General features: G+C 59.9%; 18 protein-coding genes. 13 read left to right on the top strand and 5 right to left on the bottom strand.

Translation table 11 applies throughout. The annotated features are described in order from the left end of the window. The first annotated feature begins 54 nt into the window (after positions 1 to 54). The 5 genes from GA0061099_RS13900 (at position 55) to GA0061099_RS13920 (ending at position 5,260) form a co-directional block, all read left to right on the top strand. Entirely contained in the window at positions 55 to 1,044 is a 990-nt protein-coding gene (locus GA0061099_RS13900) for a fumarylacetoacetate hydrolase family protein (protein ID WP_074447792.1), read from the top strand. 91 nt (positions 1,045 to 1,135) lie between these two features. After that, positions 1,136 to 1,933, top strand: a complete 798-nt coding sequence (locus tag GA0061099_RS13905) for an enoyl-CoA hydratase/isomerase family protein (protein WP_074447793.1) — start codon at positions 1,136 to 1,138, stop codon at positions 1,931 to 1,933. Between the two features lies 1 nt (position 1,934). Beyond that, on the top strand, positions 1,935 to 3,161 hold the full coding sequence (locus tag GA0061099_RS13910) for a CaiB/BaiF CoA transferase family protein (protein WP_074447794.1): 1,227 nt from the start codon (positions 1,935 to 1,937) through the stop codon (positions 3,159 to 3,161). Between the two features lie 283 nt (positions 3,162 to 3,444). Further along, on the top strand, positions 3,445 to 4,449 hold the full coding sequence (locus tag GA0061099_RS13915) for a tripartite tricarboxylate transporter substrate binding protein (protein ID WP_074447795.1): 1,005 nt from the start codon (positions 3,445 to 3,447) through the stop codon (positions 4,447 to 4,449). Between the two features lie 307 nt (positions 4,450 to 4,756). Next, on the top strand, positions 4,757 to 5,260 hold the full coding sequence (locus GA0061099_RS13920; RefSeq protein ID WP_074447796.1) for a winged helix-turn-helix transcriptional regulator: 504 nt from the start codon (positions 4,757 to 4,759) through the stop codon (positions 5,258 to 5,260). Here the strand turns inward: GA0061099_RS13920 and GA0061099_RS13925 are convergent. Genes GA0061099_RS13925 through GA0061099_RS13940 form a run of 4 tightly spaced genes read right to left on the bottom strand, consistent with a single transcriptional unit; the run spans position 5,240 to position 9,680 of the window. Then, positions 5,240 to 6,094, bottom strand: coding sequence for an FAD binding domain-containing protein (locus GA0061099_RS13925; RefSeq protein ID WP_074447797.1), 855 nt, complete (start codon positions 6,092 to 6,094; stop codon positions 5,240 to 5,242). The genes GA0061099_RS13920 and GA0061099_RS13925 overlap by 21 nt on opposite strands. Further along, entirely contained in the window at positions 6,091 to 8,463 is a 2,373-nt protein-coding gene (locus GA0061099_RS13930; protein WP_074447798.1) for a xanthine dehydrogenase family protein molybdopterin-binding subunit, read from the bottom strand. The genes GA0061099_RS13925 and GA0061099_RS13930 overlap by 4 nt, the downstream gene beginning before the upstream one ends. Further along, positions 8,460 to 8,948 carry a (2Fe-2S)-binding protein gene (locus tag GA0061099_RS13935; protein ID WP_074447799.1) on the bottom strand — a complete coding sequence of 163 codons (489 nt, stop codon included), beginning with the start codon at positions 8,946 to 8,948 and terminating at the stop codon, positions 8,460 to 8,462. The genes GA0061099_RS13930 and GA0061099_RS13935 overlap by 4 nt, the downstream gene beginning before the upstream one ends. 9 nt (positions 8,949 to 8,957) lie before the next feature. Continuing rightward, the gene (locus GA0061099_RS13940; RefSeq protein ID WP_244620979.1) at positions 8,958 to 9,680 is read right to left on the bottom strand and encodes a hypothetical protein; all 723 of its coding nucleotides are present in this window, start codon (positions 9,678 to 9,680) and stop codon (positions 8,958 to 8,960) included. A gap of 122 nt (positions 9,681 to 9,802) precedes the next feature. Here GA0061099_RS13940 and GA0061099_RS13945 point away from each other — a divergent pair, with 122 nt between their 5' ends. Further along, positions 9,803 to 10,297 (top strand): winged helix-turn-helix transcriptional regulator, encoded by a 495-nt coding sequence (locus GA0061099_RS13945; RefSeq protein ID WP_074447800.1) that lies wholly within the window; start codon positions 9,803 to 9,805, stop codon positions 10,295 to 10,297. Between the two features lie 713 nt (positions 10,298 to 11,010). Here GA0061099_RS13945 and GA0061099_RS13950 read toward each other — a convergent pair. Then, on the bottom strand, positions 11,011 to 11,592 hold the full coding sequence (locus GA0061099_RS13950) for a TetR/AcrR family transcriptional regulator (protein ID WP_074447801.1): 582 nt from the start codon (positions 11,590 to 11,592) through the stop codon (positions 11,011 to 11,013). A gap of 180 nt (positions 11,593 to 11,772) precedes the next feature. Here GA0061099_RS13950 and GA0061099_RS13955 point away from each other — a divergent pair, with 180 nt between their 5' ends. From GA0061099_RS13955 to GA0061099_RS13985, 7 genes are all read left to right on the top strand, one after another. Further along, complete coding sequence (locus GA0061099_RS13955) at positions 11,773 to 13,662, top strand: AMP-binding protein (RefSeq protein ID WP_244620980.1); 1,890 nt, start codon at positions 11,773 to 11,775, stop codon at positions 13,660 to 13,662. Positions 13,663 to 13,695: 33 nt separating this feature from the next. Continuing rightward, complete coding sequence (locus GA0061099_RS13960; RefSeq protein ID WP_074447802.1) at positions 13,696 to 14,487, top strand: crotonase/enoyl-CoA hydratase family protein; 792 nt, start codon at positions 13,696 to 13,698, stop codon at positions 14,485 to 14,487. A gap of 24 nt (positions 14,488 to 14,511) precedes the next feature. Further along, positions 14,512 to 16,326: an acyl-CoA dehydrogenase C-terminal domain-containing protein gene (locus GA0061099_RS13965; RefSeq protein ID WP_074447803.1), complete on the top strand. Its 1,815-nt coding sequence runs from the start codon at positions 14,512 to 14,514 to the stop codon at positions 16,324 to 16,326. A 40-nt stretch (positions 16,327 to 16,366) separates the two neighbouring features. Further along, entirely contained in the window at positions 16,367 to 17,146 is a 780-nt protein-coding gene (locus tag GA0061099_RS13970) for an SDR family oxidoreductase (protein ID WP_074447804.1), read from the top strand. 81 nt (positions 17,147 to 17,227) lie between these two features. Further along, positions 17,228 to 17,890, top strand: a complete 663-nt coding sequence (locus tag GA0061099_RS13975; RefSeq protein WP_338060690.1) for a MaoC family dehydratase — start codon at positions 17,228 to 17,230, stop codon at positions 17,888 to 17,890. A gap of 257 nt (positions 17,891 to 18,147) precedes the next feature. Continuing rightward, complete coding sequence (locus GA0061099_RS13980; protein ID WP_074447928.1) at positions 18,148 to 19,728, top strand: fatty acid--CoA ligase; 1,581 nt, start codon at positions 18,148 to 18,150, stop codon at positions 19,726 to 19,728. Between the two features lie 42 nt (positions 19,729 to 19,770). After that, on the top strand, positions 19,771 to 20,718 hold the full coding sequence (locus tag GA0061099_RS13985) for a LysR family transcriptional regulator (RefSeq protein ID WP_074447929.1): 948 nt from the start codon (positions 19,771 to 19,773) through the stop codon (positions 20,716 to 20,718). Positions 20,719 to 20,738 lie beyond the last annotated feature (20 nt).

The following is a 20,738-nucleotide window of genomic DNA, read 5'->3' on the forward strand; positions in this document are numbered from 1 at the left end:
AGCTGGCGTCTATGCTGCATCCCAGAAGCTGTTCATTTTGTTGGGAGGAGCATCTTGAAGCTAGCTACCTATCGATCCGGCGGTCACACCAAGGTCGGGCTGGTGCATGCGGGCGGCGGCTTGTTGTTTGATCTCGCTTCCGCATCGAAGCGGGCCGGTAAGCCAAATCCGGCATTCAACTCGATGCTGGACCTTGTGGATCACGGTGACGCCGCGCTCGACGAAGCATCCAGCCTGTTTGAACATTACCGGGATGATCAGGATTTGTGTTCCGCAGTCGGGGACTCCGAGATTCTGGCCCCGCTGCCGGAGCCGCGTCAGATGCGCGACGGCATGTCGTTTCCGGTTCATATCGTTCAGGGCCCGATTGGGCATCTCAAACTGAAGGCACGACAGGCCGGCGATATGGCCGAGCTTGCTCGCCTGCAGGCGGCGCCGCTGCCCGAGCTGCCGGAGGTGTATCGCAAACAACCGATCTACTACATTACCAATCGGTTCAACGTGCAGGGACCCAATACGACGGTGAAGTGGCCACGCTACAGTCAAGTGATGGACTACGAACTTGAGTTTGGAATCATCACCAAGAATAGAGGCGCGAACATCTCCGCCGCGAACGCGCGAGATCACATTTTCGGCTACACGATCTTCAACGACTTTTCTGCCCGCGATGCCCAGCGCCTGGAGATGGAGGGGCGGTTGGGGCCCGCCAAAGGCAAGAGCTTCGATGGTGGCAACGTGCTCGGGCCTTGGATTGTGACGCCCGACGAAATCGGCGATCCCTACAAGCTTAAGATGGAGGCCCGCGTCAACGGCGAGGTCCGTTCACAGGGCACGACCGAAGGCATGCTGTTCTCGTTCGAGGAAATCATCGCGCACGTTACACGAGACGAGACGCTGATGCCGGGCGAGTTCATCGGCTCAGGTACCGTGGGCAATGGCTGCGGCCTGGAGCTCGGCTGGTATCTCGAGCATGGGGACAGCGTCGAACTCGAGGTCGAGAACATCGGTGTCTTGAAAAACCGGGTTGAACGTCGGGTCGCTTGAATAACAACTTGCAAAATGCAAGTTGTTAGATAAGCTTGCATGTCGCAAGTTAAATGATGCGGCCGCAGAGCCGTCGGCACAGGAGGCAAGTTTGTCCGAGGATGCGTTGGTAACGCGCGAACAGCGCGGCAATATCTCTGTTTTGACGATGGTCTATCGGCCGTACAACTTGCTTGGCCCGAAGCTGATCAACGCGCTCGTCGAGCAGGTGGAGGGCGCGCAGCAGGCGGGCAGCCGGGCGATCGTCATCCGGAGCGGCTTACGGCATTTTTCCGCTGGGGCTGACCTTGATATCTTCGATAAGAGGGTGGAAGCGGGCAGCGCGGATCAGGCCAGTGAAAATCGGCGTTTGAGCGGCATCGAATTCCTGCGCTTCATGGAGCTGTTGCCAATTCCGTTGATCGCCAGCGTTCACGGTGTTTGCCTCGGGGGCGGGCTCGAGCTTGCGCTGTCGTGCGACTACATCATCGCGGCGTCTTCGGCGAAGATTGGCTCGGTCGAAGCAACGCTCGGGCTACATCCGCTGCTGGGCGGGATTCAGCGCCAGGTGCAGCGGATCGGCGCGCAGCGTGCCAAGGAAATGTCGATGCTGGCGCGGCGCTACGATGCTCCCACCCTGGAAAAATGGGGATTGATCAACCTCACGGTTCCGGAGGAGTCGCTAGAGACCGCCACCATGTCGATAGCGGAAGAGTTTGCGCAAGGGCCGACTGTGGCGCACGCGGCGACCAAGCAGCTTGCGCATATCGCCGTCAATGAGGGCGTCGCGGCTGCCGACGAGGCGATGGCGAGAGTTCAGGCGCCGATTTGGGCGTCGGAAGATCTGAAGACCGGTCTGGCCTCGTTCCGCAAGAACGGACCCGGCCTGGCCAAATTTGCGGGGCGCTGACATGAGTGGCCCGCTGAGCGGAATCCGTGTGGTCGATTTTTCCCGAGTGCTTGCTGGTCCGCTGTGTGCCCGGACCTTGCAAGACCTAGGCGCCGAGGTCATCAAGATCGAACCGCCAAGTCCGGATGTCTCGCGCTTTGCATTTCCATCGACCGACGGGATGTCCGGCTATTATGCGCAGCAGAATGCCGGCAAACGCAATGTCAGCATCAATCTCAATCTCCCTGGCGCCTATGAGTTGGCATTGAAGCTCTGCGACACAGCAGACGTGATCGTGGAGAATTTCCGCGCGGGGACGTTAGGATTTTTTGGTCTGGACTACGAGACGTTGTCCAAGCGAAACCCGCGCCTGATCTATGCATCCATCACCGGTTACGGCCAGGGGGGGCCGTGGCGGAGCCGGATGGCTTATGCACCAACCGTGCAGGCCGAGGCTGGATTCACCGAAAACAGCGTGCGTCACTACGGCAGCGCGCTCACTGAGCCGCGGACGGATAGCCTCTCACATGCTGACGTCTATGCCGGACTGCAGGCCGTGGTCGCAATCCTCGCGGCGCTCAACAGCCGGCAGAACACCGGGCGGGGCCAGTATATCGATATTGCAATGGCCGCAACATTGCTCGCTGTCAACGAACGTGCGCATGTCGATCTTTCGGATGACGATATCGGCGCGGAACCCGCAGTGCTCGGGGCTACAGATTGCTCGTTCTTTACAGGGCCGCAAGGGGAGCACTTCACTGTGGCCACGAGCATCATCGGCAGCAGAACGTTTCCGTCTTGGCTGCGTGCCATGCGTCGGGCGAATCTCTCGGACGATCCGCGATTCTCCACTGCGGCAGCACGCCGCTTGAATTTCGGCGTGCTGCACCAGATCATCCAGTCTTGGATTCTGACGTTTCCGGACATGGCGACGCTCGACGCCCAGTTTGACGAGGCCAAGATCGCCATGGGGGAGATCCGGTCGATCAAGGAACTCACGGCGTCGGAATGGAGCGATTATTGGGGCGCTGTGCAGCACGTTCCTGATCGCAGTGGAGGCGAGTATCGCTTGCCCGGTCGGCCTTGGCGGTTCTCGGCCGACGAATTGACGCCGATCGGCGCGCCCGCTTTTCAAGGCGAGCATAACAAGGCGGTATTCGGTGAGCTTGGCGTCAGTGAGGTGGAGTTGAAGCGCCTAAGCGATGCCGGAGTCCTCGTCTCGCATCCGCGTGCAGGACTTTCAACATAAGCTCGGCCTCGGCCAAACGGGCTGAGCCAGGCGGGAGCACGCCTTCCACCTCGTTGAGGCGTGGCGATTCGTCATTGTCGCCTAATCGAAGCGAAAAAAGCGGTTTCCAGAGTCGATGATGCAGATGGGTGAAGACCCGTGGTCCAGACAAAACCAGATCGCGTCGCAATGGTGGACGATCGTGGTCGGCTGGGGTGTGACCCTGATTGCGCTCATTGCGGTCTTTATCGCGGTTTCATAGCGGGAGACCGGCCCGATTTCGTTTAACTTCGAGAGGTTCAGAATGAAGGGGCACATGAGGGCTGGATTGCTGAACGCCAGTTGTATGTTGGGGCACGCACTACTTTTGCTTTGGACAACAGACCCGTCAATCGCACAGAACTATCCTGCGAAAGCCCTCACCATCAAGGTGGCGTTTCCCGCTGGAGGTCCCGCCGATGCGTCAATACGGGCTGCGAACGTGGTACTGGAGCGGCATCTCGGCAAACCGATCGTCACGGAAAATATCCCGGGAGCGAGCGGTTCGATTGCCGCTGCCGCCGTGCTGAAGGCCCCGCCGGATGGTTATACGTTGCTCGGCACCACAGGCTTGGACTTCATCACGGCACCGGTCACGATGCCATCGGCGAGGTACGAACCCGAGAAGTTCAAGCTGATCGGGATCGTCGGCGATTCTGATTTCGTCCTGTTGTCGAGCAGAGCGCACGCGTTCAAAACCATCGATGAGCTGATCGACTACGCGCTGAAACCGGGCAACAAGGAATTGACGCTTGCCCATTGGGGTGCCGGATCTTCGGCGCAGGTCGTCGGAGCCGATTTCCAGATCCGAACCGGGACGAAATTCCTGGAGGTGCCGTACAAGGGCGCTGCGCCGGTGATCGCGGACATGTTGGGGGGACACATCGACCTCGCTTTTGTGCCGATCGGCGGCGGAACGCTCAGTCTCATTCTGGCCGGAGAGGTCAACCCGATCGCCATCGCCAGTGCGGAGCGTAATCCGATGTTGCCGACCGTCCCGACTCTCGGCGAGAGTGCAAGAATCGGTAAGTTCGAGTACAGTCTCTGGGCGGCGTTATTCGCGCCGCCGGATACCCCCGACGAGGTCGTCGCGCGCCTGAATGAGGCAATGAACGTCTGGAGTGCGAGTGACCAGAACCTCGAGAGGATCAAGGCAAACGCGTCGCGAAGTGTCGCGCCGATGGACGTTTCTCGCGCAATGAGTTTCTTCAAAAGTGAACGGGAGAAGTATTTGGCGGTCCTAGGGTCGCTTTCGGTCAAGCCGCAGTGAGGAATCGACGGCCCAGTATTGGAAGTCTCACCAAACCGGCGGAGCCCCGTTCGTAGCTTCTGCAGGCAGTCTCGAAGGCCGTGGCGACCGGGGTATTCCGCAGGAGACTATCGCGCGTTCCAAGGACAATGGCTCGAGGCCGCCGGATCCCTGAGTGGGGCGGTTTTGAACTCGGGCCGGGCTAAACTCCGATGGTAACGCTGGACATGCACGAATTCAGCCTCAATATGATAGAGGTAGGTCTCGGAGCAGATGGGTGGTTATGTCCGGTGTGAGGCAAAGTCGTCTGGCAAACAAGGAATGCTCCATGGCCCGGGCCATGGAGATCGTGGGCGATCGCTGGTCGATCCTTATCCTGCGCGAAGCATATTACGGAGTGAAGCGCTTCGACGAATTCGAATACTACGTAGGCGTTGCACCCAACATCTTAAGCTCCCGACTGAAGAAATTGGTCGATGCCGGTATCATGACCCGCGTGCGGCTTCCTGAACATGCCGGACGATTCGAGTACGTCCTGACCGAGAAAGGGCGTGATTTCTTCCCGGCCTATCTGGCACTGAAGAAATGGGGGGACGCGTGGCTGGCGGAGCCGGCCGGGCCCCAGGTCGTATTCCGCGAGCGCGGCGCGGCGCGCCCGATCGATGTTCCGGAACTACGGGCCAGCAGCGGCAAGCCATTGCGCCTCGAGGATGTCGAGATCGTTGCGGGCTCAGGTGCAGTGGCTTTCAATCGCAAGCGATTTGGCGGCGCTGCTGCGGACGGCGTGACGGCCGGGACGAAGGCTCCCGCTTCACGGAGTAAGCGCAAGTAGCGCTCGCTTAAGCTCCACCTGGATCAGGTTCGCGCGATAGTCCGCCGAAGCGTACCGGTCCGAGAGGCACTCCGTGGCTTCACTGAGCAGCCTTGCCGCCTGGTCTATGTTCTCCCGCGAAAGCGTCTTTCCGATCAAGAAGTCGGCGGCGTCTTCGCCGACGAATGCGTGATTCGCCGCGCCGGTGACACCGATGGTGGCCTCGCTTACCAGGTTTTGCGATAAGCGCAGGGCGATCGCGATCCCCACGACCGCAAAGCCGCTCGCTGGATGCCGGATCTTGCGGTAGACGAAGCGCGTGCCCGCCGTAGGCCGCGGGATATTAATCCTGGCGAGAATTTCGTCCGCTTCCAGTACCGTCGAAAAGATATCTACGAAGAAATCCCGAGCTAATATCGTTCGGAAGCCGCTCGTACCTGCGATTTCGATCTCTGCCTGCAGCGCCAGCATGACGGCCGGCCAGTCGGCCGCGGGATCGGCGTTGGCCAGCGAGCCGCCAATCGTGCCGCGGTTGCGCACCTGAGGATCGGCGATGAGGCCAGCCGCCTGGCGAAACAGGGGCAACTGCTCGTTCAGCGGCAGCGAAGCAAAGAGCTCGGCATGGGTCGTCAGTGCGCCGATCCTGATCCCGGTTTCGCTGATTTCGATTCCCTTGAGCTCGGCGAGGTCCCCGATGTCGACGAGAAGCGCGGGCGAGGCCAGCCGCAGCTTCAGCGATGGCAGCAGCGTATGGCCGCCGGCCAGAAGCTTCGTCCCGTCTGGATCGTTGCGCAGCAGATCGATCGCCTGGGTCAGCGAAGACGCACGGACGTAATCGAAGGCTGCGGGGATCATTGGCCTGCTCCCTTGCGTGCTTCTTGTACCGCCGCCCAGATTCGAGGCGGCGTCAGCGGCATGTCGAGATGAGTGATACCGAAGGGTGACACGGCATCGAGCACGGCGTGGACCATGCAGGGCGGGGCGGCGATCGAGCCGCTCTCGCCGATGCCCTTGACGCCGATCGGATTCGTCGGAGACGGCGTTTCCTGAAACAGCGAGCGGATGTTCGGGACGTGCTCGGCGCGCGGAACTGCGTAGTCGAGCAGCGAGCCGGTCAGAAGCTGCCCATTGTCGGCATCGTAGCTGACCTCTTCATAGAGCGCCTGGGCGATGCCCTGCACGACGCCGCCATGGATTTGGCCGGCTGCGAGACGCGGGTTGATTAGGGTCCCCACGTCATCGACAGCGACATAGTCGAGAATGTCGACGATCCCGGTCTCCGGATCGACCTCAACATAGGCGAGATGGACGCCCGAAGGCGAGCCCATGCCGGTCGGGTCGTAGAACACCGTCTCATCGAGGCCGGGCTCCAGCCGATCCGGAAGCTTGTGACCGACATACGCCATGCGGGCGACCTTCGAGAACGTCACCGGCGGGATATCCGTGCCGGGCACACTGAACGCGCCCGCCGAATAGGACACATCCTTCTCGTCGACTTCCAGCATGCTCGCAGCGATCTTCTTGGCCTTGGCGACGATGCGTTGCGAGGACACATGCACGCTGGATCCGCCGACTGCCATCGAGCGCGAATTGAACGTGCCGTGGCCCGCCTGCACCTGACGGGTGTCACCTTGCACCACCTCGATGTTCTCAATCGGAATTTGCAGCACGTCCGCCGCGATCTGCGATAGGGAGGTGATGTGGCCTTGTCCCTGGCTCATCGAGCCCGAATAGATCGTGGCTCGCCCGCTGGAGTCGATGCTGACCCGCGCGCTTTCCCAGCCGCCACGGTCAAACCCGCTCACGGCGAGCCGGCGTGATGGCGCCATTCCGCACATATGCGTATAGGCGGCCACGCCAATGCCGCGATAGATGCCGCTGCCGCGCAGGGCCTCGCATTCGCTGCGGCGTCGGTCATAGTCGAAAGCGGCGAGCGCCTTGTCGAGCAGACCTTGGTAGTTGCCGCTGTCGTACATCACGCCCATGCTGCCGTACGGCCGGTAGGGAAATTCCGCCGGTTGAACAAAATTCTTCCGCCGCACTTCGACCTGATCGAGCTTGAGATGGCGGGCCACCGCATCGATCGCGCGCTCGGCGATGTATGCGCCTTCGGGGCGGCCATAACCGCGATAGGCATCGACCGGAACGGTGTTGGTGACGACGACCCGGGAGATCGCCTCATAGTTGTCGATCTTGTAGGTGCCGGTGCCGAAGTTGACCGTGTTCACGGTTGGACCGCCGCTCGCCATGTTCGAGAGATAGGCGCCGACATTGCCCAGCGTCTCGACCTTCAGGCCAAGGATCTTGCCTTCGTTCGTGAACGCCACCTCAATGCGTTCGGTGTGGGCGCGACCATGGCTGGTCGACTGGTGGCTTTCGGATCGGCTCTCCCACCACTTGACCGGCGCGCCAAGCTCGCGTGCGAGATAGGGACAGAGCAGGTCCTCGGAATACAGGTGCATCTTGGCGCCGAAGCCGCCGCCGATGTCAGGCGCGACCACCCGCAATTGATGCTCGGGAATCCCGACGGTTTCGGCGATCCAGCGCCGGTGCATATGCGGAACTTGACTGCCGATATAGACTGTCAGCGTGCCATCCAGCTCCGGCGCGGCAACAATCGCGCGCGTTTCCATGCAGGTCGGGATCAAGCGGTTGTTGACGACGCGCAGTCCGATGACGTGATCGGCCTCGCGACTGACCTTCTGGTAATCGCCCCCGCGCACCTTGTAGATCGTCGTGATGTTGCCGGGTACGTTGTCGTGGAGCTGCGGCGCGCCATCGCGGACGGCGACTTCTTCGTCCGTCACGGCGGGCAGTACCTCGTAATCGACATCAATCAGGCCGACGGCGTCATAGGCCTCAGCCAGCGTTTCAGCCACCACCAGAGCCACGCACTCGCCGACAAAGCGAACGCGATCGATTGCGATCACTGGGCGAGATGGCACCTTGCTGCCGGGAATGATCCAGTTTGGTCTGATGGGGCCGATCTTGCCGTCGAGCGCCTGGCCGGACAGGGCGAGACGGACACCGGGCGCGCTCCTGGCGGCCGACAGATCGACGCGTCCAATCCTGGCATGGGCATGCGGCGATCGCAGGACCGCCATATGCAGCATGCCGGGCAATTTGATATCGTCGACGTAGCGCCCCTTGCCGGCGAGGAGCTTGAAATCCTCTCGTCGCCTGAGCGGTTGACCGATTTGGCGGATCGCGGGCGCCTGGCTCATGACTGTTCGCCTTTCGATGCCAGGCTTTCAACGGCGCGAACGATGTTATGATATCCAGTGCAGCGGCAGATGTTGCCGGCAAGACCGCGGCGAATGTCGTGCTCGCTCGGAGCGGGCTGATCCTTTAAGAGTTGACGCACGCTCATCACCATGCCCGGCGTGCAGAAACCGCATTGCAGCGCATGATGCTCGTGAAACGCGGCCTGAATCGGGTCGAGATCGGTGCCTGGGGTCAGGCCTTCGATCGTCGTGATCGACGCACCTTCTGCCGAGACGGCCAGCACGGTGCAGGACTTTACCGCAAGCCCATCGATCTCCACGGTACAGGCGCCGCATTGTGAGGTATCACAGCCAACATGCGTGCCGGTGAGGCCAAGGTCCTCCCGGATCAAATGGACGAGCAGTCGTCGCGCCTCCGCGGCTACGGTCTTGCGGGCGCCGTTGATTTCGAAGGTCACCGTGTGACGCTCTTCACGCGTAGACATGACATCTCCTCACGAGAACTTAACGTTGCTGATGTCGATGGCCACGCCAACTCCGTCCTGGATCGGAGTCCCATCGGTGTTTCGACGATAGGCGCGGCGTTTGGTGGGAATTTTGATCCCAGCAAAGTCGCGATAATCGGAAGTGTAGTGCGCGGTCGGAATGCCACCGACGACGTTCGCGGAATAATCGAGCCGTGCTATCAGGCCGTTGCCGTCGACGTGGAACACCTGTTCGGGTGAGTGGGTGGCGATCGACTCTGGGAATGTGATCTTGAGCCGGCGCCAGCTCTCGTGACCTTCAACCCACGGTTCGATCTCTTCCGCCGCGAAGCCTGGCAGCGCGAACATGAAGGGCGTGTTGAGGTAGTTCCACATCGCGTAGCCACTGAAATAGGCGAGGTGGAGATCGTCCCACGGGGTAGCCGGCGTATGGCTCGCAAATGCATCGCGCGGATTGGTACGCTGCTTGAGGCGCTTGCCGTCGAAGGTATCGATCGCGACCAAGTCGGGACGATAGAAGCTTCGCAGGCCGTCAGCCGTGAATGGCTCGTAGCTGAGCTGCTGCTCGGCGATATCGGCGGTGACGCGAACGTTCTTTAGCGCGTCCGGCCAGCCCTTTCGCGCCCACAGGGCGCCGACGATCGACATGTCCCCCTCGATCTTTCGGAACCGTTGCCATTGCGCGGCGCCGTGAGCCTCAAGAACCAGATCGCGCAAGTCCGTCACAGCCATCTCCCTCCCTGAGCCTTTGTAACTCTAATTATAAGAGTGTCAGAATAACAAGCCCTTTGCAAACATTTGCGTAGATGATCGAGATACTCTAATCATTAGAGTAATTTGCCAGGGTGGATCCGATGCGGTCGAAGAGCTTTGAGGGGATGACGTGCTCGATTGCCGGCGTGCTCGACGCCGTGGGCGACCGCTGGGCTATGTTGATTCTGCGCGATCTCTCGCTGGGGCTAAGCAAATATGAGGAATTGAGGAAATCGACCGGGGTCACGCATGCGACGCTCTCGGACCGGCTCGGCCATTTGGAAGAGAACCATTTGATCGAGCGGCGGCAATACCAGACGGGCCCCGATCGCTACGAATACATCCTCACGCGGAAAGGGTGGGACATCGTCTTAGTAATTCAGGCGCTTGCCCAAGTCGGGGACAAGTGGGCCATTGCAGGCGAAGCGGGGCCGCCGCTCAGGTTCATCAACAAGAACAGCGGACGTCCGGTGAAGGTCGCTTTAATCGACGACAAGTCAGGGGAGGTGGTGCGGCTGCGAGACGTCAGGCCGCAGGCCGGCCCCGGAGCCGACGAACTCGTGCGGTGGCGATTGACCAAGTTTGACCAGCGATGATCTCGATCTGTCGCTAATCAGGCGCAGGCCTCGCCGTGTAGAGGTAAGGGCGGAATTGCCAATGCGTGGTGAGGAGCAATTTTCTGTGAATTCAAGACCAAAAACTGCGTCGGGTATACCGTCGGAATTTGTCCGTCAGATTCGAAAATGTGTGTTTGCAAATCAACGACGAAACCTAGTTCGAAATGATTGAGTGGGTTCATCGATTTTTCGGAAAGAGTGCGGCAGCTATGGGTGAACTGGAAGCAGTGAGGTATTCCTCTAGATGAGGATCATCTTCACTGCGACGTCCCGTGCCACGTCATAACGGTACGCCATCTTGTGGACAGGTCGATCGCCCTCGATGGCGTACATCTCGAAGGAGCGGCTCCCCGTCGCACCTCTACTGACCGACGCTGACGAGAGGAGCGCCGGCTATCTCATCTTAACCATGCGTCCGCTCGGGCACTGTATCCTCGTCTTGCGCTGGATGTCAGACGTGGTGCAGCCACGGTGGTCGCGGATGAAGTTTTAGACCTTCTGGTGCTGCTGCTCAGTGAGCTTCATGCGTTCAAGGGAGCCTCAACGCGTGATTCTGCTTGATTAGAACATGCTCGCGACTACTTGCGCTTTGTCCTGTGTAAACGTCTCTTGTGCACCGAGGTGAAGGCAGCATTTGAGTGACTTGCAAAGTGGAAGGGCATAACTCCTGGCGGATCAGTGGCTAGGTAGACCTAGGTCTTCTTGCGCAGCTCATGATATTCGAGGATGGCCTTGCGAGCCGCCAGCAGAAGCTTGTCGGAGGTCTCTTGGTCCTTCATGACACGGGAGAGGGTCACAGCTCCAACGACCATGCTCATGACGGCCATGGCGAAGTCATCCCCCTCCTCCTCTTCTGCGATGTCTTTGATGTTGTCGAAGTACTTCCCCAGTCTATCCGACATGATCGACCGAGCGCGGGTACCGGCGCGCGCAACGTCGCCAGCCAAAGCCGAAATTGCGCATCCTGTACTCGGATTGTCGCGATGGGTCTTGCTAAGATAGCTGTTCAAGAAGGATTTAAGTGTGCGCGGACCTTTCGTGCTCCCGCTCCGTAGCGATGACTCTTCGCCATCGCGAAGCGCCTTTTCCAACGCCTCGGCGACCAAATCGTCGCGTGACGAGAAATGCCCGTAGAACCCCCCATGCGTGAGCTTCGCGGACTTCATCAGGTCCCCGATGCTCACGCCGGATAGACCGAGCTCCCGGAGTTGAAGCGCTGCCGCGTCCAGAATCCGCTGCCGGCTCTGCGCTTTGTCGGCTTGAGAATGACCCACGTTCCGAAATCTCCAAAAACTAAGACTTGACGATCTGGATGATAGGCGTCATCCTGATTTCTGGATGATGAGAATCATCCAGATCGCTTTCCGGAAGATAAGGATGTTCGCGGTCGAAGCCAATCACTTTTGACTGCGCCTATCCGGGAGTGGTCCAATCGCCAACAGGGAGAAGACGACGTGGGAGCAATCCGACCGGGTGCCGACGCTGACGTGCTGTCGCGTGGTCCGGCCCCATTTCGTCAAGTCGATTGGCTCGAGCGCGACGTTGCGATGGAGCATCGTCCGGATGGAACGATCCGGATGAAGTCACGAATCCCGCTCGCGCCCTTCGAGCGGCATGTGCCGGCGTTTCTGACCCGCTGGGCGCAAGAGCGCCCGGACCAAGTCTGGCTGGGGCAGCGAGCGGGTAGCGGCTGGCAGGAGCTCACCTACGCCAACGGGAAGCGGCGCGTGGACTCGGTCACCCAGGCTCTCCTCGATTTGCCCCCGGATGCTCGGGGTCCCATCGCGATCTTGAGCGGAAATTCCATCGAACATGCTATCGTGATGATGGCCGGCATGCAGGCGCGTCTGCCGGTTGCGCCAATTTCGCCTGCGTACTCACTTCAAAGCGGCGACCATTCGAAGCTGAAGCATATCTTTCGCCTCATCCGGCCGAAGATTATCTTCGTCCAGGACACGCGACCGTTCGTGAGCGCCTTTTTGGCCCTGGATTTGTCGGACGTCACCGTCATATCGGTCGCGGGAAGCACCCGGCCTCGGCATCTCGCCTACGATGAGCTGACGAAGACCAAGCCGACCGGCAACGTTAAGGACTCGATTGACCGCATCGATCCGGCGGCTCCGGCGAAATACCTCTTCACTTCCGGTTCTACCGGCGTGCCGAAGGCGGTGATCACCACACAGCGCATGATGTGCGCCAACGTGGCGATGATCAATCAGTGCCGATCGCTCAATGCGGAGCCGGGCGTCAGCAAATACCTGGACTGGTTGCCCTGGAACCACGTCATGGGTGGAAACGGCGTATTTAACGTCGTCCTCTCTCTGGGTTTGTCGCTCTACATCGACGACGGCAAGCCCGTGGGGGAACAATTCTCGAAGACGATCCGGAATCTGCGAGATATTTCACCGATCTCCTACACGAACGCGCCGGCGGGCTTCGCGTCTCTTGCAGCGGCACTCGAAGGCGACGACGAGCTATGCCGTTCCTTCTTCAAGAATTTGAAAGTGATGACATACGGCGGTGCGCGCTTGCCCGACGACGTCTATGCCCGTGTTCAGGCGCTCGCCGTCAAGACCACGGGACAGCGCATCGTGTTCACGACGACGTACGGGGCGACCGAGACGGCGCCGGCAGCAACCATGTCCTATTGGAATGCCGAGCGGGTGGGTCTGATCGGGCTGCCCTGTCCGGGTGTCGAACTCAAATTGCTTCCGGTCACAGATGGTAAGTACGAAGTCAGGATCAAGAGCGTCGCCGTCACGCCGGGCTATCAGGACCAACCGGATCTGACTGAAGCGGCGTTCGACGAAGAAGGATTTTACAAGATCGGCGATCTCGTCGAATTCGCGACTTACGGTCGGCCGGCTAAAGGCTTGGTTTTCGCGGGGCGCCTAGTCGAGAACTTCAAACTCTTGTCCGGGACGTTCGTCCTGGTCAGCGCACTGCGTGTCGATGTAATTGCCGCTGCGAGTCCGCTGATCTCGGACGCATTGGTTGCCGGCCAGGATCGCGACGAGGTGGGTTTGCTGGCCTGGCCTCATCTGGAGGCCTGCCGCTCCTATCTCGGGGACCGCACCGCGACCATCGAAAAGATCGTCGGAAGTCGCGAGATCCGCGACGCCATCCGATGGGGCATCCATTCTCACAACCAAGCGTGCGGCAACGCTGGGAGCCGGCGTATCGGGCGAGTGCTTCTACTTAGCGATCCACCCTCGATCGATCACAACGAAATCACCGACAAGGGTTACGTCAATCAACGCGCCGGATTGATCCGTCGGTCCGCCGCCGTCGAACACCTCTACGCGGATCCCGTCGCAAGCGACGTGATCATCATGCCGCGTTAGGCAAATTTCAACACAACGAAACGGAGTATAGAAATGTCGGACAAGGTCGAAGCGGTGGGACGCGTCTATCATGAAACGCACGGTCACGTTCTCAAGATCGTGATCGACAACGCTGCGAAGAAGAACTCGTTCAGCCCCGAAATGATGGCAGAACTGTCGGACGCAATGACACTGCTCGATGGCGACGAGAACCTGTGGGTCGGCGTCCTCTGCGCGAATGGTTCGGACTTCACGGCCGGTCTCGACATGCCGAAGTTCTTCGGACCCAAGGCGACCGTGAAGCCGCGCAAGGAAGGCAACATCGATCCCTTCGGTCTCGCTAACCGTTGCCGCAAGCCAATCGTCACCGCCGTTCAGGGCATCTGCTTCACGGTTGGCATCGAGATTTCGCTCGCCGGCGACATCGTCGTCGCGGCGGAAGATACCCGCTTTTGCCAGATGGAATCGAAACGCGGCATCGCGCCGCTCGGGGGCGCTCACTTCCGCTATCTGACGCGAGCCGGTTGGGGAGATGCCATGTACCATCTTTTCCTCTGCGACGAGTTCAACGCCCAGCGGGCCTACAAGATCGGTCTCGTCCAGGAGGTCGTGCCCGCCGGCAAGCAGGTGGAACGAGCCATGGAGTTGGCTCAGTTGATCGCCAAGAATGCGCCCATCGGCATCCAGATCACCAAGGAAGCGGGTCGCAAGTTCATCGAGGCGGGGGAGAAGGCCGCGGTCGACATCATTCCCCAGATCCGCGATCGGGTCATGAACAGCGAAGACATGAAGGAAGGTATCCAGTCCTTCGTCGAACGTCGTGCCGCGGTCTTTAAGGGCCGCTGAGATCTTCTATTCTGGAGTTGTGCGATGGTCGCCTACAAGGCACCGGTTGATGAGTACATGTTCATCCTGCATGAACTCCTGAGAATTCAGGATTTCACGCACGTTCCCGGGTTCGAAAACGTCAGCGAGGAACTGACGCGACAGATCCTCGAGGGGGCGGCGACCTTTTGTGAGGAGGTTCTGCAGCCTCTCAATCAAGTCGGCGACGAACAGGGGTGCGTGCTTGAAAACGGCGTCGTGCGGACTCCGGACGGGTTTGCGGCGGCCTATCAGCAGTACTGCGATGCAGGGTGGAACAAGCTTGCGGCGCCGGAAGAGCACGGCGGCGCAGGGCTTCCTGGTGTCGTCGCGCTGCCGGTTTCCGAATTCTCCGTCTCTGCGAACGCAGGGTTGGCGCTCTATTCCGGCCTGACGAACGCTGCTCACGCCACGCTCGCCCGATCGGGCGCGGCGTGGATGCAGGAGCACGTCAGGCCGCGGATGATCGACGGGAAGTGGACAGGCACCATGTGTCTGACAGAACCGCACTGCGGCACTGACCTCCGTCTGATGAAGACAAAGGCCTACGAACAGCCTGATGGTACCTACCGGGTCACGGGCACGAAGATCTTCATTTCCGGCGGCGACCATGACCTGTCCGAGAACATCATTCATCTCGTTCTGGCGAAGCTGCCGAACGCGGAGGGGAAGTTCGTCGACGATCTGTCGACGGTGAATTTCTTCATGATTCCGAAGTTTTCGATTGATCCCGCTACAGGAAAGATGCTCGGCCGCAACGGCGTCAGCGTCGGCAGTGTCGAAAAGAAAATGGGGATCAAAGGCAACGCAACCTGCGTCCTGAACTTCGAGGAAGCCGTGGCGTACCGGCTCGCCGGCGGCGGCCAGAAGTCGGGTGCCACGAGCTCGGCGGCCGGAATGGCAGGCATGTTCGCTATGATGAACGGCGCCCGTCTCGGCACCGGCATCTCCGCCTTGGCCGTCGCGGAGACAGCAGCCCAAAACGGCGCAACCTACGCGCGCGAGCGTGTGGCTGGAAAGGGCGAGCAAGGCTCGTCGACGCCACATACAATCGCAGAATATCCGGATGTCAGGCGGTTGCTGTTGCGACAGCGGGCCTTCATCGAGGGAGCAAGGGCGCTCGGCGCTTGGATATCCCTGCTCATCGATCTCGATCGGCATTCCGAGGACCCGCAGCAGCGTCAGCGAGCCGCGGACCTGGTTCAATTACTGACCCCGGTCATCAAGGCCTATTTCAGCGATCAAGCTTCCGCGACCGCGAACGCCACGGTCCAGATCTACGGCGGTCACGGTTATATTCGCGACAACGGCGTCGAGCAGTTCGTGCGCGATGCGCGTATCTATCAGATCTACGAAGGTGCAAACGGCGTCCAAGCGCTGGATCTTGTCGCCCGCAAAATGCCGACTGCTAACGGGCGCCTCTTCGCGACGTTCCTCGAGGAAGTTGAAAGCGCGATCGAGCAGTGCAGGGCAGTCCCACGTCTGGACGAGCTGGCTGAGGCCCTGCACGAGAGCACAACGGATCTCAAGCAGGCCGCAGAGTGGCTGCAACGCGGGGGCGACCTCACCGACGCTGCCGGGGGTTCCTACGATATCATGGATATTTTCGGGGTGGTCGCGGTCGGAATGATGTGGGCCCGGATGGCTACGCGAGCATACGAGAAGATCGCGGAGGGGGATGTTAGGTCGTCCTTCTATGAGCGCAAGCTCGCGTTGGCCCATTTTTGGGCAAAGCGCGAACTGCCGATGACACGCGCCTTGTTGCGGCGCGCGAGTCTTGGTGCCGAGGGATTGATGGACCTCGCGGCGGCAGATCTCTGAGACAGCAGGAAAAGTTCAAGAAGTAAAGGGAGACAACGGAATGGCAAGCATCATGAAGGCTTTCGATCTGAAGGGTAAGACCGCGCTCGTCACGGGCGGGTCGCGTGGTCTGGGATTGCAGATCGCGGAGGTTCTGGGTGAGCAGGGCGCGCGCCTCGTGATCTCTTCCCGTAAAGCCGCCGATCTCGAAGAGGCAAAGAAGCATCTATCGGGACTCGGAATCGAGGTCGACTATATCGCCGCGGACAATTCCAAGGACGAGGACGTCGCCCGCCTAGCCGACGAAGCTCTCAAGAAGCTGGGCCGCATCGACATCCTCGTCAACAACGCTGGTGCGACTTGGGGGGCCCCCGCCGAGGATCATCCGATCGATGCCTGGGACAAGGTGATGAACCTCAACATCCGATCGATCTTCCTGTTGTCGCAGCGGGTCGGAAAGCTCTCGATGATCCCCAACAAGTACGGCCGGGTCATCAATCTGGCTTCGATCGCGGGTCTGCGCGGCAACCGCGGCGGGCTGGGAACGCTCGCTTACAACACGAGCAAGGCGGCGGTCGTTAACTTCACAAGAGGTCTGGCCGGCGAGTGGGGCAAGTATGGCATCACCGTCAACGCGCTCGCCCCCGGCTTCTTCCCGTCGAAGATGACCTACGGGACCATCAAGGCGCTGGGCGAAGAGAAGCTCATCGAAGGTGTGCCGCTCCGCCGGCTGGGCGATGACGAGGACCTGAAGGGTGCCGCACTTCTGTTTGCGAGCAACGCTGGTAAGCATATCACGGGACAAATCCTTGCGGTCGACGGCGGCACTACAGCCGTCTGACGAGCGCCAGCGAACACCGAACAAGAGTAACTCTGGGGGGATGCCCTTCGCAGGCGGCTAACATCGACATGTCCATCGAACGTGCTCTTGCCGGCAATTCGTATCAAGACCGCGAGCGACGACTATCGGCCGCTGGAGCAGATGCAGTTGATGCCCTTCCTCTGGAGGGGCTTGGCAGTTGTTCGGCGAAGTTATTGGCAGCCGCGATTAAGCGCCTTGCGCCGCGTCCACGCGACATGTTCATCGAGCAAGAACGGGAGCCATCGTATGGCAGGTTACATCGACCTCAAGGATTACGCGGCCCGCAAGGGCCAGGCCGTCGGCACGTCGCGCTGGTTCGAGATCGACCAGAAGCGGATCAACGAATTTGCGGAGGTGACCGAGGACCGGCAGTTCATCCATGTCGATCCAGAGGAGGCTGCAAAAACACCGTTTCGAGGAACGATCGCTCATGGATTTCTGACGCTATCGATGCTTCTACCGATGGCGGTCGACGCGCTTCCGGGGATCAACGGTCGTATCATGAGCGTGAATTACGGCTTCGACAAGATCCGCTTCGTGACGCCCGTTCCGTCGGGAAGCAAGATTCGGGCGCATTTCAAGCTCGTCGACGTGACCCCGCGAAGTCCGATGGAATTTCTCACCAGGTCCGAAGTTTCCGTGGAAATCCAGGGGATCGAGAAGCCCGCGCTGATCGCGGAATGGCTCGGTATTGCCCATTTCGCCGAGCCCATGGAGATCTGATTGCTGCTCGATTGAATAACGGATCTCCAATCCTGACTAACTTGGGCGCGAATGCTTGCGCTCAGCCCCGGGGCACACGGTCGAAGCGACCCTCCCTAGCTCGATGATTCCCTGGCGTCCTCAGCCTTCGGGCTGAGGACGGTTTTTTTGCCGAGGCAGTACCATTCATTGTTGAATAAGCCTTCGTCGATCTATGGCCTACCGGATGACGGATCCGCCATCCAACGTGAACGAAACAACAGCAGATGGAGGACGCCATGAATCAAATCAGCAAACGCGAGAACGAGCAGATCGTTACGACACTTAAGACGCTCGCTGACGTTCCGCGGTTTCATGCTGCCGCCTCCGGCGCCGCAGTGGCGATTTCCTTCGAAGGTCGAAGCACAACCTACGCGGATCTGCAGGAGGCGTCCAGCCGGGTAGCAAATGGACTTCGGCTGATGGGCGTAGCTCCTGGGGATCGGGTGGCCGTCCTGGACAAGAACGTCGACCGGTTTTTCGAGATCTGGCTTGGTGCCGCCAAGTGCAATGCCGTCATCGTGCCCGTGAACGCTAGGCTGGCGCCGCCTGAAGTCGCCTACATCGTCAAGGATTCGTCGGCAAAGGTCCTGTTCATAGGCGAGATTTTCGCGCTTCTGATCGAGCAGGTACGCGGGGAACTGCAGAATCTGAAGGCGGTGATCGTGATCAACGAACACTATGAAGCATGGCGAAATGGGCAGGACTGGAGCGATGCGGTGACTTCTGGCGCTCCGGACGACGTCTGCATGCAACTCTACACCAGCGGCACCACGGGACACCCGAAGGGCGTTCAGTTGACCAACCGGAACATTTTATCGGGAATGTCCGATACGCTAACGGCGTGGGGGCATTGGTCTTCCCACGATGTCGCTCTTGTTGCGATGCCACTGTTTCACATCGCGGGCTGCGGCGTCGGCATGCTCAGCCTGATCGCCGGCCTCAGGATCGTTCTGGTTCGGGAATTCGTACCACAGCACGTTATTTCGCTGATCGAAGAGGAGCGGATAACCGTGTCGTTTATGGTGCCAGCGATGATCAAGTTCATCTTGGAGAACAAAGGCATCGCCGACGCCGACGTGTCGTCGATCCGTTGCATCGTCTACGGCGCGTCTCCGATTCCTCTTGCGCTCCTTCAGAGCGCCTTGTCGCGGTTCAAGGCGACCAGCTTCATCCAAATATACGGCCTCACCGAGACAACTGGTGGAATCACCGTTCTATCAGCGGAAGATCATCGTTGTCCGGACGGAGCGCACATGAAGTCCTGTGGACGGCCGATCGCCGGAGTTGAACTGCGCATCGAAGGTGCGGACGGCAATGCGGTGAGCCCCGGCGAAGTCGGAGAGATCCTGTGCCGCACTGTCAAGAACATGAAAGGCTACTGGAATCGTGACGCAGAGACGGCCCGGACGCTGCGCGATGGGTGGTTGAGGACTGGCGATGCCGGTTACATCGATGCCGACGGCTATCTGTTCATTCATGATCGCGTCAAGGACATGATCGTGTCGGGTGGAGAGAACATCTATCCCGCGGAAGTCGAAAACGCGATTTTCGGCCACCCCGCGGTTGCCGACGTCGCGGTGATCGGCGTTCCCGACGAACGGTGGGGCGAAGCGGTGAAGGCTGTGATCGTCCTCAAGCCGGGCCAGCAGGAGGACAGTGTCGAGATCCTGAATTATGCGCGTGAACGAATAGCTGGGTACAAGGTCCCGAAGTCGATCGACTACGCGGAGACGTTACCTCGCAATTCGACGGGAAAGATACTGAAGAGGGAACTGAGAGAACGGTACTGGAAAGGGTACGAAAGACAGGTGAACTGAGGCTGCTAGGCCGATCGATGGTTCGTCGGGTTGGAGGCCAATTTGAGCGAAGCGAATTGGGATCTTTTCAGGCTCTTCTTTGCCGTCGCCAACAGCGGCAGCGTCAATGCGGCAGCCCGCGAACTCAATATGAGCCAGCCGACTTTGAGCCGGCGGCTCAAGGAGCTCGAACGCTACGTCGGCGCACCCCTTTTCTTCCGTGTGCCATCGGGCGTCACACTGACGCAAGAGGGGAAAGAGCTGAAACGCGCTGCTGGCGGTGTTGTCGACACGTTCGGCAGTTTCCACCGCGACTTGCGACTGCGCGTTGGACCAAGATCGGCTGCGGTCAAGATTTCGGCAACCGAGGGTCTTACGAAGCACTGGCTGCTGCCCCGCGTTCACAGACTGTACGAGCTCCATCCGAACATTCGCCTGCACATCAATTCGACCGTCGAACAGCAGAATCTCGCGAACAGCGACCTCGATTTCGTGATCCGCATGGGACACCCGGGAGAGAATGAACTCATTGGCCGCAAGGTCACAACGATCGGCTTTGGCATCTACGCCTCGGAGACCTATCTCTCGCACCGCGGGCAGCCGAAGACCGTCGGCGATCTCATGGGCCACGATTTTATCGGAAGTTCCGGAGACTTCTCGGGACTTCGAGGAGAACGCGCTGGCAGCATGCCGCTGTTGACGAGTTTCTTGAAGGCCGCCGAGGGCAGCAGGACGTTGCGTCTCATGCCAATTGCAAGCCACTATTCAGCGGCTTGCGAAGGATTGGGAATCGCATTCTTGGCTGCGCCGTTTGCGTTGGCAGAGGGTCTTGTCCCTGTCCTGCCGCAGGAATCGCTATTGATGGACGTCTGGTTGCTGCGCCGCCGCGAAAGTGATCTTCGCAAATTAACGCGCCAAGTACGCCGCTTTCTTGAGAACGAATTCGCGGCTTCCAAGACCTGGTTCGCCTCTGGCGGAACGGCTCGCAGACAACCTAAACGCAAATCCTAGACTTAGCGCTGCGTCCGGGC

Source organism: Bradyrhizobium yuanmingense (assembly GCF_900094575.1).
GTDB classification, from domain to species: Bacteria; Pseudomonadota; Alphaproteobacteria; order Rhizobiales; family Xanthobacteraceae; genus Bradyrhizobium; species Bradyrhizobium yuanmingense.